Here is a 15,436-nt window from a genome sequence, read left to right as displayed (position 1 = left end):
CGTCAGCATGGTGACGGATGGTCGTTAACGGCCGCTGAGTGTGCCGATATTCTCCGCCTCAACGCTCGAAGCGATGCTGGCACGGCCATGGATAGATCGGGCGTAGACCACCGTTTCACCCTCGGAGCACCGTCCCCATGATCGATCTGTCCACCTGGAACCTGACCATCCCTGTCGGTGTTCCCGCCGCCGTTATTTCCACCCCCGTTCTGGCCGGTGGGTATCAGGATCACTACTTTCAGTCCAAGGAGGGCAAGCTGTTTTTCTGGGCGCCGGTCAACGGCACCACGACCGCCAACTCGACCTACCCGCGCAGTGAGTTGCGCGAGACCTTCGCCAACGGCGCTCTGCGTAACTGGCCCTACAGCGCTGCGGATAACGTGCTGACCGCCACGGCGAGAATCACCCAGGTGCCTTCGAACGGGCTGATCGCCTTTTCCCAGATTCATTCGAAGAACAGCATCTCGCCCCCGGTGATGCTGGGCTATCAATCCTTGTCGCCCACTGGCTATGGCAATGTGGTGATTTCGTTTCGCGGCAATCCGGCCAGCGCCAATGCAACCAAGATCGTGCTGTCGAGCAAGATCAAGCTGAATCAGGATTTCAGTTATGAGGTGTTTCTGGCGAAGAACGGCAGGCTGACGATTGGCCTGGTCGAGCCCGGTGGTGCGGTCAAGACCTGGAGCGGGGTACTCAACTCAGCCTGGGCCAGCCACAACCTGTATTTCAAGGCGGGTGTTTACACGCTCGACAACAACGGTAATGAGACCAGCGCCGGGGCTGCGGTGTTCTCAACGCTAAAAGTCGAGCACCGTTAGCAGGCGTTGAAAAACTACCTGCGTTGGCAATACTGCGTTAAAAACGGCCTCGCGTGCGAGCCCAGTCAAAATGCTCATTTACAACACGTAAAGTCGAGCGCGACTCCGAGCGTTTTTCGGCCGTTTTTGTGGGGCCGCCATCGGTATTGTCTTGCCTGCCTCGCCTACGTTTTTCAATCGCCTGCTGACACCGCCTGGCCTGCACTCGGATCAGGATGAGTGCAGGCTTTTTGGCCACGTCTGGCGTAGGTCAGTTGGTGCAGGTGGGGGCGTCTGCGCTGCCAGTGGTGCCGGTCAGGGGCTGGGATATCTGCAGGTGGCAGTTGCGCCGCACGGTGTTGTCGAGGATCTGGCTCTGCAGGGGCAGCAGGTCGCCGATCAGCAGGTTCTGCAATAGCGGGTTGGCGCGGTACTGGTTGCTGCCCAGCACGGTGTTCTGCATGCCTTCCACGCGGATCATGGCTTTGCCGATGCTTTCCAGAGTGTTGCCGGTGATGACCAGTTGGCCGGCGGTGAGCTGCTCGTTGCGCAGGCTGATGGCGTATTCCGGGGTGGACTGGATGCGGTTGTCGATGATCAGGGCGCCGCTGAGCCCGCCGGCGTCGATGGCGCTGAGTCGGCTGTTGGCGATCAGGTTGTTCTCGATCAGCAGCCCGGCGCCGCCGTTGATCTGCCGCAGCATCAGGCCGTAGCCCCTGGACGCACCGAGGCGGTTGTTCTCGATCAGCAGGGCGCCGCTTTGCTCGCTGACTTCGATGGCGCTCTTGCCGGTGTGCAGTATCAGGTTGTTCTGAATGCGCCCGCTGCTGCTACCGCCGATGCGGATGCCGCTGTTGTGTTTTACGTCGTCGATGCGGTTGTCCGTGATCAGGAAGCGGCTGTTGCCCAGATCGATGCCGTACTGCTGCAGGTGGCTGAACTGGTTGTTGCGGATCAGGGCCTCGCTGTGGCGCAGCTCCAGGGCGCTGGCCATGCTGTCGAAGCGGCTGTTGTCGATCAGGATGCGCGCCGCCGGTCGGGTGGCCGATTGCTGCGCGCTGATGCCGCTACTGATGCCGCGAGAGAAGTTGGCGTTGTAGCCGATCTTGACCAAGTGCGAGTCGGCAACCTTTAGACGGCTGCCGGCCCAGTTCATGATGAAGGGCCGGGTAGGGCGGTCGGTGGCCAGCGCGCGGCCGTCGCTCCAGCTTTCCAGGCGCGAGCCTTTTACCTGCAGCAAGCCCTGGTTGATCAGCGCGGTGCCCGACGGGCCGAAGAGGTAGAGCACCTGATCGTCGACGAGCAGGGCGGCGTCTTCGGCGATCATCAGCGGGTAGCTGAGCAGGTAACCGTCTTCATGCTTGCGCAGAACCTGTGGGTCGTTCAGTTGCGCGTGCAGTTGCGTCAGGCTGACGCTGCCACCGCGGATGACCACGGCGCGCGGGTGTTGCGCCTGGTAGCCGGCGATGGCGCGGAACAGGCCGTTGTGCACGAACGGCTCGAAGGGCCAGCTGCCCGCCTGGGCGGAGTACATCGGCTCCAGGCTGGCGTTGCCGCGCTGCGCCGGTGCCTGCAGGTCGAAGGCCGGTGGCTGGCTGTGCTGCATGATCTGCTGGCTGGTGCGCTGTTGCTGCTGCTGTTGCCATTGCGGGTCCAGCGTGTGCAACGCCGCCGGGCCGCCGAGGGCGCTCAGACTGCAGGCTGCGCAGGCCGTCAGCAGCAGCGCGCGGGAGAGGGTCAGTGCCTGGGACATGGTGGCATCCTGAGTCAGTTGAGCTGGGGGTACAGCGGTTTCAGATCGCCGCCCACCTGGCTGTAATGATTGATGGCTTTGCCGTGTGCCTGATACAGGCGTGCGGCCCATTGGTGCTGCGGATAGCGAGTGAGAAAGGGCAGCACCCAGACCATCTTGTGCGGGCCGACTTCGCTCTGGCGCTCGGTCAGTTCCGCCAGGGTCTTGGGCTCCAGTACGGCGCGCGCGGCAAAGTTGGCCAGGCCGGCGAGTTTCTCGCGCTCCTGCTCGGTGAGCGGGCGACCGTTATGTTCGGCGGCCTCCACCAGCAACATCAGCGGTACCAGGGCGTAGTGGCTGTAGTCGGCAGCCAGGCGGCCGCGGGCGACCTCCAGGGGCAGGTACTGGTAGTCGCCCTTGCCGGGGGTGAGCTGGGTAAAGGCGCGGCGCAGCGCGACATCGGCCCAGGCCAGGGCGCGGTCGTCGTCGAGCAGCATGGCGGTGGCGGCCACGGCCCAGGCGGCCCAGTAGTCGTGGTTGTTGAAGTAGATGCCGCTGTCGTAGCGGCGCGGCTCGTACTCGGCCATCACCTTGGCCGACAGCTGGCCCAGCCAGCGCGTCTGAACGGCGCTCAACTGATAGCGCTGATCGCTCAAGGCCTGCACCTTGAGCAGTGTCGAAGCGATGGCGGCCAGCGCCCATTTGCGTGAGGCGACGCCGGTCTTGCTGGCGTCGTCGCTGAGCAGCGCCGATTTACTGGCCCAGGCATCGAGCCACAGGTTCAGGCAGGCCAGGGCGGTGGTGGCTTCGTTGGCCTTGCTGGTGCGCTGGAACACCTGTGTCGCTTTCACCAAGCCGCCGATGTAGTGCTTGACCTGCTGGCGGATGCGTTCGGTGTCCTTGCTCTGGCGTGCTACCAGTCGCGATTTGCTGGCGTCGCTCTGGTCGTACTTGCTGTCCAGTTGCAGGTGCCCGGTGTAGGCGGCAGGCGGTTTTTTCGGGCAGCTCTCGTTGCGGTAGTCGCCCGTCATCTGCGCCGCTATGTTCGGCGTGTGGTTGCTCCAGATCGGCTGCGTGGCGCTGGCGCTCATGGGGCCGGCGAGCAGCACCAGCATGATCGTCAGGCGGCCGGGCGAAATCCTTACAGGCATAGCTTGGTCTCGATCTGGAAGGGCTGCTCCACGACCTGGGTAGGCTCGAGCAGCACTGACAGCAGGTTGGCGTCGCGGAACTCCGCAGCGCGGCTCAGTTCCAGGTAGTACTGGCCGCCGGTGACGATGGCCTCGCGGCGGAACCACACCTTGTCGCGCGTGCCGTTGTCGTAGTAGGTGATGATGTAGAAGTTCTTGATGTTGGGGTCGCTAATGCGGATGTCGAGCACCGCATCGCGGCCCTTGAGGTCCTTGAGCTGCGCACCGGCGTTGCTGAGCAGTTCGAGACGGTCGTTGAGGCCCATGGCCGGGCGTTCGACGCGAGCTTCGAGCAGGCTGTCGCTGGCCTTGCAGCCGCCGTTGACGGCCGGGATCAGCTGGCGGTAGGTCAGGTCGCCATCGAGGCGGTAGTTGGCCGGCAGCTCCCAGATGATCAGCTTGGGCGCCTTGTCCGGGGCGTAGTTGGGCGACAGCAGGTATTCCAGCAGCGAGCCGTCCTGGCCCGCACCGGGCAGGGCGTAGTTGATCAGGTCGCTGCCCAGGTACTGCTTGAGAAAACCGTCGAAGTTGAACTGCTTGGTCTCGTCTTCACGGGCGGCGGAGTTACTGGTGCCGACCAGGACGATCTCCGGGTCGGGCTGCTCTTCGAACAGCAGGGCGGCGTCGTTGTCTTCCGGCACGGTCTGGTAGCCGGGCACGAACTGATAACCGAAGTGGTTGCCGCAGATCGCCGCCAGGCCGAGGTTGAGGGTACCGTCCTTGGACAGGGTCAGGGTTCGCTCGGTGGTGTAGCCCTTGCGCGGGAGTTGCGCGTAGACCGGGTGCTGGCGAATGGCGTCGGCGGTGACCCGGGCGGTGGCCTCTGCACCTACCGGGGTCCAGTGGTGGTCGCGGCGAAAGAAGAAATCCTTCGGCGGTTGCTCCACCAGGGTCATGATGTCCGGAACGATGGCGCCGCCATCACGCATCTGCTGCATGAACTTGCGCAGGTTGGTGCTGGCCCGCGCGTAGTCGAAGCCATGCATCTGCCCTGGCAGCAGCTGGGCGCGATGCATCAGGCCGCGAGTCGGCTGCACGGCCACCGCCACCTGGGTGCCATGGCTGGCGAACGCGCGCATCAGACGGGCGAACTCCGGCTGCATGGCCGGTGGAATGCCGAAATCGTTGGTCAGGTCGACTTCCGAACGGAATAGCCAGCGATCGCTCCCCGGCACGATCTGCTTGAGTGACTTCATGTTGCCTTCGGCATATTCCTCGGGCGCACTGAGTTGCGGGCAGATCAGGCATTGCAAATCCGTGCATTCATCGGTCTTTTCGCCCTGCGCTGCAGCGGAGGCGTTCTGTACACCCGCTGCGATCAGGCTGCCGATGGCCAGTAGAAAATAGTGCTTCATGCTCGTTGGGATCATCGTCCGCTCACTTGTTTGGCCAGCCGTTCGGGTTTATTCGCTGGGGTCGATGCTGTTGGCCAGGGTTATCGCGCGGTAGCCGTTGGCTGCGGGCAGCAGGGCATAGCTGTAGGAGCGGCCCTTTTTCAGGAACAGCTCGTCGAAGCCGATCAGCTGTTCGCTGTCGGCATAGGCGGCGAAGGCGATCTTCAGCTCATTGACCATGCGGCTGCCGGTCTCGTCGCGCTCGATGGTGTCGACCACCACGTGCTGCCCGTCGACGGTCTTCAACGCTGCCGGCTTGTCGGTGAGGTTGTAGAAGGCGATCTGCGCCTTGCGCGGCTCGTTGACGAACTGGTCGGCGATCAGCAGCAGCTGGCCGTCGCGGTAGATCACCGTGCTGGCGGTGTTGGCCTTCAGCTCATGCTCGATCGCCTGGTTGGCCACGGCGATGCGCTGCTTGCCCGGCGCGACGAAGCGATAGCCACCGAACTGCCCGCCGGTGACGACCTGGGGCTTGTTCTTGCCGCTGAGGGTGACTTCGATGTTGCGTTCGCTGAGGTTGAGGACTCGCACGAAAGCCGAGTTGGCCGGAGCCACCGGGTCGTAGAGGTCGGCGTTGCCGTCCTGGGCTTGGGCGGCGGCGCTGGCGATCGTCAGCAGGATGATCAGGGCGCGGGAAATGAGGGCAGGCATACGACGGTACCTCGGTCAGTGTTGGGCAGTTTCTGGCGTAGCCAGGGGGGAAGGAATCTGACGCTGGGCGAGCAGGGTGCGCAGGGGGAACTCCCAGATCACCGTCTGCAACTCACCGCTTTTCGCGGCTGGGCCTGCGAGAAATTCGTTCATCGACTGGAACGGGCCGCGGGCTTCCAGCGCGACGCTTACCAGGTCGCGCTGCAGGGACTCTTTGAGAAAACCGACGAAGTTCCAGTCATCGATACGGGTGTAGCTGGTGCCGACCAGCGCCAGTGACACGGCCTCTTCGCCGAACAGGCTGTCGGCGAGGTCGTTGCGGCTCTGCTGCAGGGTTTCGTAGAGCTGGATATGCACCGGCTCGAAATAGCTGGGCGCCAGCCTGGGGTCGAACTTGAGGTAGTTGAGCAGATCGCCGGTCACCTCTTTTTCGCTGACGGCCTGGGTCAGGTAAGGGGTCTCGCCCTGCAGTTCAGGAAACTGCGCGGCCAGGGTCTGGGCTGCCAGTTCGGCGCCCCTCGGGCTCCAGTGGGTATCGTTGCGCAGGAACAGCTGCTCGGTGGCGGCCGCACTCTGGTAGGCGCTGCGCAGATCCACGGTATCGATGCCGTGGTCGTGCAGGCGCTGGCTGAAGTGCTGGTACAGGCCGCTGATCTGCTGCGAAGGGGTATAGGTGGAGTGTGCGGCGTAGGTGTCCAGCTTCATCGGAACCGGCAGGACGATCAGCCGCGCGCCCTGTTGCGCCAGTTGCGCGCGCACCTTGTCGATCAGCACGATCTGCCGCTCCAGGTTGCCCTCGAGGTCCCTGGGCTGCAGGTATTCCTGGTTGGTGAACAGCCAGCCGTCACGGCCCAGTACCACGCCGCTGGCGCCCTCACGAAAGATCGCGTGCTGGATGTTGGCCCACAGCTCGACGGACGGGTCGCGCAGGAACAATTGCTTGTCGTAGAACTGCTCGAACTTGCGCACCAGTTTGCCGTCGAGAAACAGCGACAGAGCCTGGGTCTGGGCGCCGGCGAAGGCGAATACCGTCGGCAGCGAGTACAGGAACATGGCGCACAGCATCACGCAGAAGAGAATCCCGTTGATCTTGCTGGCCGAGTTCATCACCGGAAACATGGGGGCATCCTCAGAACTGGAAGTACAGGAAAGGTGAGAAGGAGTTCGCGGCCAGGCGCGTCAGCGTCAGCAGGAAACCGACCCACAGCAACAGGGCGCTGAAGCCACCGACGTGCTGCATGAAGTACTGGTCCTTGTGCGTGCCGGCGTAGTAGCGAATGTTGATGCCGCCGGCAATGACGATCCACAGCAGGGCGATCAGGGTGAAGGTCATGGTCATGGCCGAGGTGCCGAACCAGTAAAGGTCCAGCGAGCCGATGCCATTTAGGCCGATCAGCGCCTGATAGACCTGCAGGGCGTGCGGCAGATTGCCGGTGAAGAACAGCGGCATGCAGGAGGCCAGCACGAACATGCAGCGGGCATTGCGCCAGAAGTTGTAGGGCGTGTTGACCTTGGTGGCGATGCCCAGCTTGCGCTCGACCACCATGGCAATGCCGAAGAACAGCCCCCAGAAGATGAAGGCGAAGCTTGGCCCATGCCAGAGCCCGGACAGCACCATGGTGATGACCAGCCCGACCAGCATGCCGGCCAGGCGCTTGCGTACCAGCGGCATGTACACGTAGTCGCGCAGGAAGTCGGCCAGGGTCATGTGCCAGCGTTGCCAGAACTCGGTGATGCTCTGCGCGATATAGGGCTGGTTGAAATTCTCGGCGAAGCGAAAGCCCATCATCATGCCCAGGCCGATGGCCATGTCGCTGTAGCCGGAGAAGTCGAAGTACAGCTGCAGGGCGGAGATCAGCAGGCCGAACCAGGCGTCGGCCATCTGCAGTTCACCACCGCCGCCAATGAACAGGGTATTCATCGGCGCCAGGGAGTCGGCGATCAGCACCTTCTTGATGAAGCCGAGCATGAAGCGGCAGGCACCCAGGGAAAACAGCTCCAGCGAATGGGTGCGGTTCTTCAGCTGCTTGTCGATCAGGCTGTAGCGCAGGATCGGCCCGGCGATCAGTTGCGGGAAGAGGGCGATATAGGCGGCGAAATCGACGAAGCGATTGGTCGGCTCGGCATTGCGACGATAGATGTCGACGATGTAGCTCAGCGCCTGGAACACATAGAAGGAGATGCCCAGCGGCAGGATGATGTGTTCCAGGGTGAAGGTATTGATGCCCAGCGGTTCCAGCACCGCCACCAGCACATCGGCGCCGAAGTTTGCGTACTTGAAGTAGCCGAGCGTGGCCAGGTTGCCGATCACGCCGACGGTCAACAGGCGAAAGGCGATCTTCTTCTCGCCGGCATCGATCCGCGCCTTGATGCGCAGGCCGAACCAGTAGTTCCAGTACGAAATGGCAACGAACAGCAGCAGGAAGTCCGGACGCCACCAGGCGTAGAACAGGTAGCTGCCGAGCACGATCACGTACGAACGCCAGTGGTCCTTGGCTATGTAGTAACAGAGCAGGAACACCGGCAGGAACAGGAACAGGAAGACGTTGGAGGCGAAGATCATGCTAGCGCTGCTCTCGGTCAGTAAGTCAGGGTTATGCCCAGCGTCAGTTGATAGTCATCACCGATCTCCAGCGCGCTGCCGGCCTTGAAGTAGCTCAGGCTGGCCAGGGTGTTGAGCTGTACGCGCTTGCCGTCGTAGGCCAGCGGGAACATGCGCCAGTAGTGGTTGATGTCGAGCACCTGGCCCAGATGGGACGAGCCGGTATCGCGTACCACGCCTTCATTGGTGGTGCGCAGGGGCAGTTGCGCCGAACGGTTACGCAGATGCAGATCGCTGATGCGCATATCCAACGCAGTGCGGTCGGTGGGCTGGGTTTCCAGCACGATGCCGTAGAAGGCCAGGTTGCTCAGGTTGACGCTGACCAGGTTGCTGACCAGGCGACTGCTGTAGCTCAGCGGGTCGTTGCGCCGGTCGGACTGGATGCGGTTGAGGGTGAAACCGTCGCTGCCGCTGTCGTCCGGGCGATCGGTGAGGCCGCCGCTGATGCCAACGCGTGGTGTCCATGGCAGTGTCTCGAAGCGCTTGCCGACATCCGCCACCACGGCCCAGCCGGTCTTGTCGCCGCTGTCGCGCAGGCCATTGTTCTGCGTGGTTTCCAGCCTGCCGTCGAGTGCCGCGACTTCCAGGTGGTAGTCGCTGACCAGCGATGTCAGGTGGCGGGTGTCGCCGTGCAGGAATACGCCGTAGCGCAGGCCATCGAAGTCCTGGCGATCATCCGGCGAGCTGCCCGAGTAGTCGTCCTCGTGCAGCAGGCGCGCGCCGATCCAGTGATCGGCATGCCAGCGCCAGGCGTACTCGGCCATCAGGTAACGGATCTTCTTGTCGCGCGGGTCGAGTCGGTTGTCGTCGGAGTTGTAGTAGTAGAACTTCTCGGCGATGGCGACGAAGCCTTTGCCGAAGCTGTCGTTGTAGTCCAGGCGCAGAGCTTCGATGCTATCGTCCCACCAGATGCCGAAACGATCGCTGAAGCGCTGGCGGCCGAAGGTCGCGGAGAAGCGCGGGTCGTCGCCCAGCAGGTTGCGGCGTACATAGAACTCGCGGGCTTCGCTGTATGCATGGCGCCGGCTCGATAGGTTCTCGTCGTTGCCCTCGTCGCTTTGCAGGGCATTCGGATCGGTGTCGTAGTTGAGCCACAGACGGCCGAAGGCTTCCCACTTGGCCCAGCGTTGTTCGGGGGAGTACCAGCGGTAGGACGGCTCATAGCGCAGGCTGAAGAAGCTGCGACGGTCTTCGCCCAGGCGCGTTTCGTCCGGCCCGTAGCCGGTACGCAGGAACAGCTTGTGCGTCAGCAGCGAGGTGACCGGCTCCAGCTCGGGCGAGGTGATGCTGGCTTCTTCCGCGTGCAGCAGACCGAGTGGCAGAAAGGCGAGCAGCAAGGCTGCGCGGCCAAGGGAATTGGGAGCGCTCACAGTATGGATTCCTCGATAAGACGGTTGCCTTCGGCGGCGGCTATATCGCGCTGTTCAGGCGTGAGCCGGGTGCTGAGCGAGTGCATCAGGTCGGTGGCGCGCTGGTCGCCCAGCTCGTGGGCGGCATAGGCGAAGGCGTAGGCCTTGCCGTTATCGCGGCAGATGGCGCGGCCGTAGGTATAGAGGCGGGCGATGCGCAGCAGGGCGTTCACCGAACCCTGGCGGGCCTCTGCCATGTACAGTTCCAGGGCGCGATCCTGATCGGGCTCGTCCAACCCGCCCTGGCTGTACAGGTCGCCTTCGAGCAGCTGTGCCTCGGGGTACTGCTCGGCCTGCAGCTCGTTGATCAGGCGTTGGCTCAAGCGCGGATCGAGGGTGCGCCACAGCACCATGTGCAGGCTGGCGCGCAGTGCCTTGATGCGCTGCGGGGTGATCGGGTTTTCACGTTCGGCCATGCTCAGGGTCAGGTTCTCGCCCTGGCGTTGTTCCAGTCGTTGGATCAGGGCCAGCACCGGCTCCGGGCTGTAGCGGTCCGGCGCGGTCATGAGGAAGCTGGCCTTGCTCAGCATGGCTGGGCCGAAATCACGCTCGATGGCGTTGTCCAGCCACTGCAGCACTTCCCGGTCGAGCTGTTCGACCAGGCTGGCATGGGCCTTCGCCTTGACTTCGCGGGCCTGCTTTTCTTCGTCGTTCTGCGCGCGAGTGGTCGGGCGGTTGTTGTTGTAAGTGCTGATCTCGATGTTGCGGATGTTCGCCACCTGCTGGGCGATGCGGTGCACCAGGTCGACCGGCAGGGCGTTCATGCGCGGCGTCAGGCGTTCGGCGAAGGCGCGAAACAGCAGGTTGCGCTGCTCGCCAAGAAACTCGTAGTAGCGCTGCACGGCGCGCGGGTCGCTTTCCACGGCCAGCTGGAACCACTTCTCGGCTTCGCTTCTTTCGCCGTAGCGGGCTGCTGCCACCGCTCGGTACAGCGGCGCGTGGCAGTAGATCAGGCAGGCGCGGTCATAGAGCTCGATCAGGCGGGTGACCTCGTCCTGCGTGAACAGCTCGGGGTAGACCAGAAACACTTCGAGGCGCGTGTCGACGGCGATGAAGTCTCGTCCAGCGGTAAAGCGGCTGAGCGCCTGGCGCATGTATGCGCGATTGGCTTCGCGCCAGCGCGGCTTGTTGTCCACCAGGCGGGCCAGGGGGATCAGCGCGCCGATGTCCCCGCGGCCATCGGCAAAGGTCTGCTTGAACAGGTCGATGGCCTGCGTGGTATTCGCTGGGCTGCGGCCGGCCAACACTTCGCCGAGCAGGCGCGTGGCGCCTAGGTCGCCACGCGCGGCCAGATGGCGCAGGTCTGCTTCGACCTCTGCCTGGCTGTCCTGAAACAGCGCATAACGGACCTGCTCGAGGCTGCGCGCCGCATGCGCCGAGCTGGCGAGAGCCAGCGTCAGGGCGGTTGTGCAAAGAAGGTATCTGACCGGCATGGCGACCTCAGAACGTCCAGCGCAGTGGCAGGCCGAGTTTGAAGTCGACGGCAGTCGGCAATTGATAGGCGCTGCGCGGCAACTCCTGATCCGGCTTGATGGTCAGCTCGACCATCTGCCGTTGGTCGTCGACGCGGCTGGCGACGATCTCGCCGCTGTAGATGGCGTCGCTACCCAGCACACGCATTTCGACCGCCCGCACGCGCTCGATCTTGTCCATGCGCTCGAACGGCACGCTGGCCTTGACGTTCAGCGGCTGATCCTGCGGCAGCAGATGCACCAGTTGCTCCTGCTTGTAGGCGAAGCCATCCATGCGCGGGCGGGGGAAGTACAGGCTGCAGTCGCAGGGGCTGGCGATCACCGTCTCGACGGTCACGCGGCCGAGCAGGGCGGCTGCATCCTGCTCGGAGAGGCTGGCCAGGGCGGCGATGTCGGTCGGGCTGGTCAGGCTGCTGGCCAGTTGCGTGGACACGCTGGCCAGTGGCTGGCCGGTGCTCACGCTGGTCTGCTCGGGGCCGATCAGGTACTTGAGGTTGCCGTTCTCCGGCATGCTCACCACGTAGGCATTGGCGCTGACCACCGCCTGTGCGGCCGGCATCTGGAAGAACAACAGGTAGCTCTTGTAGACGATCAGGCTCAGCGCGGCCAGGCCGGCGCCGAGAAACAGCATCGAGCCCAGCGCCGCCTTCAGGCGTTCCGTGGGCGTGCGCGAGCTGGCCTGCTTGGTCTTGCGCTCCTTGATGTAGTTCTCGCGCTGCATCACGTTGAACAGGCCGTTGATGTCGGCGATGTCGCCGGACATGTAGGCCGAGATGATGTAGCGCAGGATGTCGCGCTTCTGCCGATCCAGCTCGACGAACTCGGCACCCACTTCATGGCCGCGCTGGGAGACGATCTTCAGCTTGGTGTCGATGTTCAGGTCGACCTGGTTCAGCTTCAGCTTGATCGAGCCGTGGAACAGGCTACCGAGCTTCAGTGGCTGCTCGTAGGACAGACCGATGCCGCCCAGGGAGATGTCCAGAATCTCGCATTCCACGCCGTTCAGGCCGTGACCTTGCAGGCTGATGCGGGCGGGGATCTTGGCGCGGACGAACTGGCGCTCATCGATCGCTTCGTGAACAACGTTTACAGGTAAGACAGTGGTGCTACTCATAGCATTCGCGCCTTTACTTAAGGTTGCGTGAGTTCTAGCAGGACCGAAATGACCCCGAAGAAGATGGCAATGGAGGACAACAACATCGTCTTCGACGTCCATCGATTAAGGGCCGCATCGAAACTGACGCTGCCGTTGCTGAGCGTGGTCTTTTGCCGGGTCCAGCTCTGCTGGTCCATGTGGAACATGGTGTAAACCTTCATCACCGAGCCGACGATCTGGTTGTAATACAGAACGAAGGGGTACATCGGATGCACCGGGTGCTTGGCGAAGAAGAACAACAGCGTTACCAGGGTGCGCGACAACAGCACCCAGAACAGGTACAGCAACAGGTACTGGATGCCGAACAGCAGGCCGGCCACTACCGAGGCGCTCAGGCCCATCAGGCAGGTCCACATGGACACGCGCTGGTCGTACAGCACGTACATGGTGAACAGGCCCAGACGGTCGAGGCCCAGCAGTCGGGTGGCGCGGAAGTTCTGCCGCAGCGAGTTGCCATACCAGCGGTACATCAGTTGCCGGGTCGCGCGCAGGAAGCTGTTGTCTGGTGGATGCTCCACCGTCAGGGTGTGGCTGTCGGGCACGTAGAAGGTGTCCCAGCCGGCGCGCATCAGGCTGAACCAGGAGGACTTGTCGTCGCCGGTGAGGAACTGGAAACGCCCCAGCCGCCAGTGATCGAGGAAGTCGGCTTCCACGTCCTTGATGAATTCCGGGTTGGTCATCACGCTGGCGCGGAAGAACGACAGGCGCCCGGTCATGGTCAGCACGCGTTTGCTCAGTGCCATCGAGCACATGTTGATGTGCCGCTGGACGAAGCGCATGGTGTGCCACTCCTGCATCAGCTTGCTGCCTTCCACCTCGCAGAACTCGTTGGTGGTGATGCCGCCGACGCTGGGCAGATAGGCGAACATGCTGACGGCGCGCTCGACGCAGCCGGGCAGCATCATGGTGTCGCCATCGACCACACCGACCACGGCGTTCTCCAGTGGCATCTGCCGGGACAGCGCGCGGAAGGCATGCGCCAGACCGTCGCGTTTGCCGGTGCCGCGGGCGCGCACGATGATCAGCTTGATGTCGTCGCGGTCGCGGACTTCCTGACGCATGATGTCCTTGATGAAGTTCTCGTCGCCTTTCTCCACGATCGAGGCGATGACGGTGCAGGGCACCGGCATCCGCTGCACTTCCTGAAACACCGACTGGTACACCTTGAAGGTGGTATGGGTCGGGATGCGGAAGCTGGTCACCACCATGAACATGTGCTCGGGCAGCGCCGCGGCTCCCATGCGCTCGACGGCCTTGCGCATGCGTGGGAAACGCCAGTGCAGGAAGTACATGCCGCGCAGGTAGTGAGTGGCGGCGTTGCCGTAACGCCACATGCCCAGCGCGCCGATCAGAAAGATGAATTTCTGATGCGACGGGTCGAGGTAGCTCGGGTCGACCATTTCCGAGGCAAGCGCGAGCAGGGCGATCAGGCACGCCCAACCGCACAGCTTGCCGATACCGGATGAGGTGTCGACCCCATTGAATAACCTAGGCATGTGACGTGCTTCCTCCAGTGAAGCCGTGTACGAGCGTCAGCCGCTGTGACGCTGAAAGTCGCTAGTTGACCGTGGTGTCGGTGCGGCCGTAGACATCCTCGAAGCGCTCGATGTCGTCCTCGCCCAGATAGCTGCCGGACTGGACCTCGATGATCTCCAGAGGAATCTTGCCGGGGTTGGCCAGGCGGTGAACGGCGGCGATGGGGATGTAGGTCGACTGGTTCTCCCAGAGCAGGAAGGTCTTGTCGTCACAGGTCACCCGTGCAGTGCCGGAGACCACGATCCAGTGCTCGGCACGGTGGTGGTGCTTTTGCAGCGACAGGCTGGCGCCTGGCTTGACCACGATGCGTTTGACCTGAAAGCGGTTGCCACTGTCGATGGAGTCGTAGCTGCCCCACGGGCGATAGACCTGGCAATGGTTCTGCGCCTCGGCACGCCCGTCGCAGGTGAGGGTGTTGACCAGTTGCTTGACGTCCTGCACACGGTCCTTGTGGGCGACCATCACGGCGTCCTTGGTCTCGACCACCACCACGTCCTTCAGGCCGACCAGAGTCACCAGCTTGCTCTGGCTGTGGGCCAGGCAGTCCTGACTGTCGTGGATCACCACATCGCCCGAGCGGCTGTTGCCCTGGTCGTCCTTGTCCTGAACGTCCCACAGCGCGGACCAGGAGCCGACATCGTTCCAGCCTGCTGCGAGCGGCACCACGCAGGCGCGCTCGGTCTTTTCCATCACCGCGTAGTCGATGGAGTTGTCCGGGCAGCACTCGAAGGAGCTGGGGTCGATGCGGATGAACTGCAGGTCGCTCTTGCTGCGGCTGAGCGCCAGCTGGCAGGTGTCGTAGATGTCCTGATCGTGGCGCTGCAGCTCTTCCAGATAGCGGCTGCAGCGGAACAGGAACATGCCGCTGTTCCAGACGTAGTCGCCTTGTGCCACGAACTCTCTAGCTGTGGCCAGGTCGGGCTTCTCGACGAACTGCTCGACTGACAGAACGCCACCCGGCAGTCCGGATCGCTCGCCGGTCCTGATATAGCCGTAACCGGTTTCAGGCCGCTCGGCAGGGATGCCGAACAGCACCATCTCGCCCTGCTCTGCAGCCTTGCGAGCCACGCCGAGAGCGCTGTGGAATACCGGCAGGTCTTCGATCACATGATCGGCCGGCAGAACCAGAAGCAGCTCGTCACGGCCAGCGGCGAGCAGGTGCATGGCGGCGATGGCCACGGCCGGTGCGGTGTTGCGGCCGAACGGCTCCAGCAGAATGGTCTGCGCCTCGTTGCCGATAGCGGCAAGTTGCTCGCTGACGATGAAGCGATGTTCTTCGTTGCACACCACGATGGGCTTGCTGACGCCCTCGATGGCCAAGCGGCCGAGCGTCTGTTGAAACAGGGTCTCACTGCCGGTGAGGGCCAGGAACTGCTTGGGATACAGCTTGCGTGAGAGCGGCCAGAGTCTGGAGCCACTGCCGCCGGACAAAATCAGAGGAATCATGCTGTCACTCCTGTAAACATCGATTCGGATCGTATGGGCAGTGAGCTGGCG

Annotated in this window: 12 protein-coding genes; 1 reads left to right on the top strand and 11 read right to left on the bottom strand. The window is 63.2% G+C overall.

The features are described 5' to 3' along the window. The first annotated feature begins 137 nt into the window (after nucleotides 1–137). On the top strand, nucleotides 138–818 hold the full coding sequence (locus tag BLT86_RS09675) for a polysaccharide lyase family 7 protein (RefSeq protein ID WP_092376395.1): 681 nt from the start codon (nucleotides 138–140) through the stop codon (nucleotides 816–818). A gap of 250 nt (nucleotides 819–1,068) precedes the next feature. On the opposite strand, the gene BLT86_RS09670 is transcribed toward BLT86_RS09675, so the two are convergent. From BLT86_RS09670 to BLT86_RS09620, 11 genes are all read right to left on the bottom strand, one after another. Then, the gene (locus BLT86_RS09670) at nucleotides 1,069–2,550 is read right to left on the bottom strand and encodes a right-handed parallel beta-helix repeat-containing protein (RefSeq protein WP_092376391.1); all 1,482 of its coding nucleotides are present in this window, start codon (nucleotides 2,548–2,550) and stop codon (nucleotides 1,069–1,071) included. 14 nt (nucleotides 2,551–2,564) lie between these two features. Then, complete coding sequence (locus tag BLT86_RS09665) at nucleotides 2,565–3,680, bottom strand: polysaccharide lyase (RefSeq protein WP_026088782.1); 1,116 nt, start codon at nucleotides 3,678–3,680, stop codon at nucleotides 2,565–2,567. Next, a complete protein-coding gene (locus BLT86_RS09660) occupies nucleotides 3,671–5,074 on the bottom strand; it encodes an alginate O-acetyltransferase AlgX-related protein (RefSeq protein WP_092376388.1) in 1,404 nt (467 codons plus the stop codon). The genes BLT86_RS09665 and BLT86_RS09660 overlap by 10 nt, the downstream gene beginning before the upstream one ends. Before the next feature lie 48 nt (nucleotides 5,075–5,122). After that, nucleotides 5,123–5,764 carry an alginate O-acetyltransferase AlgF gene (locus tag BLT86_RS09655; protein ID WP_092376385.1) on the bottom strand — a complete coding sequence of 214 codons (642 nt, stop codon included), beginning with the start codon at nucleotides 5,762–5,764 and terminating at the stop codon, nucleotides 5,123–5,125. Nucleotides 5,765–5,779: 15 nt separating this feature from the next. Next, on the bottom strand, nucleotides 5,780–6,883 hold the full coding sequence (locus BLT86_RS09650) for an alginate O-acetyltransferase (RefSeq protein ID WP_092376382.1): 1,104 nt from the start codon (nucleotides 6,881–6,883) through the stop codon (nucleotides 5,780–5,782). Between the two features lie 10 nt (nucleotides 6,884–6,893). Further along, complete coding sequence (locus BLT86_RS09645; protein WP_021489685.1) at nucleotides 6,894–8,327, bottom strand: MBOAT family O-acyltransferase; 1,434 nt, start codon at nucleotides 8,325–8,327, stop codon at nucleotides 6,894–6,896. A gap of 17 nt (nucleotides 8,328–8,344) precedes the next feature. Further along, nucleotides 8,345–9,736, bottom strand: coding sequence for an alginate export family protein (locus BLT86_RS09640; protein ID WP_092376379.1), 1,392 nt, complete (start codon nucleotides 9,734–9,736; stop codon nucleotides 8,345–8,347). Beyond that, nucleotides 9,733–11,208: an SEL1-like repeat protein gene (locus tag BLT86_RS09635; RefSeq protein WP_092376376.1), complete on the bottom strand. Its 1,476-nt coding sequence runs from the start codon at nucleotides 11,206–11,208 to the stop codon at nucleotides 9,733–9,735. Before BLT86_RS09635 ends, BLT86_RS09640 begins: the two co-directional genes overlap by 4 nt. Nucleotides 11,209–11,215: 7 nt before the next feature. After that, nucleotides 11,216–12,361 (bottom strand): PilZ domain-containing protein, encoded by a 1,146-nt coding sequence (locus tag BLT86_RS09630; protein WP_059391419.1) that lies wholly within the window; start codon nucleotides 12,359–12,361, stop codon nucleotides 11,216–11,218. A gap of 17 nt (nucleotides 12,362–12,378) precedes the next feature. Next, on the bottom strand, nucleotides 12,379–13,899 hold the full coding sequence (locus BLT86_RS09625; protein WP_092376373.1) for a glycosyltransferase: 1,521 nt from the start codon (nucleotides 13,897–13,899) through the stop codon (nucleotides 12,379–12,381). 61 nt (nucleotides 13,900–13,960) lie between these two features. Then, nucleotides 13,961–15,385 (bottom strand): mannose-1-phosphate guanylyltransferase/mannose-6-phosphate isomerase, encoded by a 1,425-nt coding sequence (locus BLT86_RS09620; protein WP_092376371.1) that lies wholly within the window; start codon nucleotides 15,383–15,385, stop codon nucleotides 13,961–13,963. Nucleotides 15,386–15,436: the final 51 nt, after the last annotated feature.

It is taken from the genome of Pseudomonas sihuiensis (assembly GCF_900106015.1).
GTDB classification, from domain to species: Bacteria; Pseudomonadota; Gammaproteobacteria; order Pseudomonadales; family Pseudomonadaceae; genus Aquipseudomonas; species Aquipseudomonas sihuiensis.
Note: the sequence above shows the minus strand (reverse complement) of the source record. Positions and strands in the feature narration are given on the sequence as shown.

What these genes read in the sequence shown, in the direction of transcription:
- BLT86_RS09625 (WP_092376373.1), bottom strand. Translation starts at nt 13,899, where the DNA reads ATGCCTAGGTTATTCAATGGGGTCGACACCTCATCCGGTATCGGCAAG.
- BLT86_RS09655 (WP_092376385.1), bottom strand. Translation starts at nt 5,764, where the DNA reads ATGCCTGCCCTCATTTCCCGCGCCCTGATCATCCTGCTGACGATCGCC.
- BLT86_RS09650 (WP_092376382.1), bottom strand. Translation starts at nt 6,883, where the DNA reads ATGTTTCCGGTGATGAACTCGGCCAGCAAGATCAACGGGATTCTCTTC.
- BLT86_RS09645 (WP_021489685.1), bottom strand. Translation starts at nt 8,327, where the DNA reads ATGATCTTCGCCTCCAACGTCTTCCTGTTCCTGTTCCTGCCGGTGTTC.
- BLT86_RS09670 (WP_092376391.1), bottom strand. Translation starts at nt 2,550, where the DNA reads ATGTCCCAGGCACTGACCCTCTCCCGCGCGCTGCTGCTGACGGCCTGC.
- BLT86_RS09630 (WP_059391419.1), bottom strand. Translation starts at nt 12,361, where the DNA reads ATGAGTAGCACCACTGTCTTACCTGTAAACGTTGTTCACGAAGCGATC.
- BLT86_RS09635 (WP_092376376.1), bottom strand. Translation starts at nt 11,208, where the DNA reads ATGCCGGTCAGATACCTTCTTTGCACAACCGCCCTGACGCTGGCTCTC.
- BLT86_RS09660 (WP_092376388.1), bottom strand. Translation starts at nt 5,074, where the DNA reads ATGAAGCACTATTTTCTACTGGCCATCGGCAGCCTGATCGCAGCGGGT.
- BLT86_RS09620 (WP_092376371.1), bottom strand. Translation starts at nt 15,385, where the DNA reads ATGATTCCTCTGATTTTGTCCGGCGGCAGTGGCTCCAGACTCTGGCCG.
- BLT86_RS09675 (WP_092376395.1), top strand. Translation starts at nt 138, where the DNA reads ATGATCGATCTGTCCACCTGGAACCTGACCATCCCTGTCGGTGTTCCC.
- BLT86_RS09665 (WP_026088782.1), bottom strand. Translation starts at nt 3,680, where the DNA reads ATGCCTGTAAGGATTTCGCCCGGCCGCCTGACGATCATGCTGGTGCTG.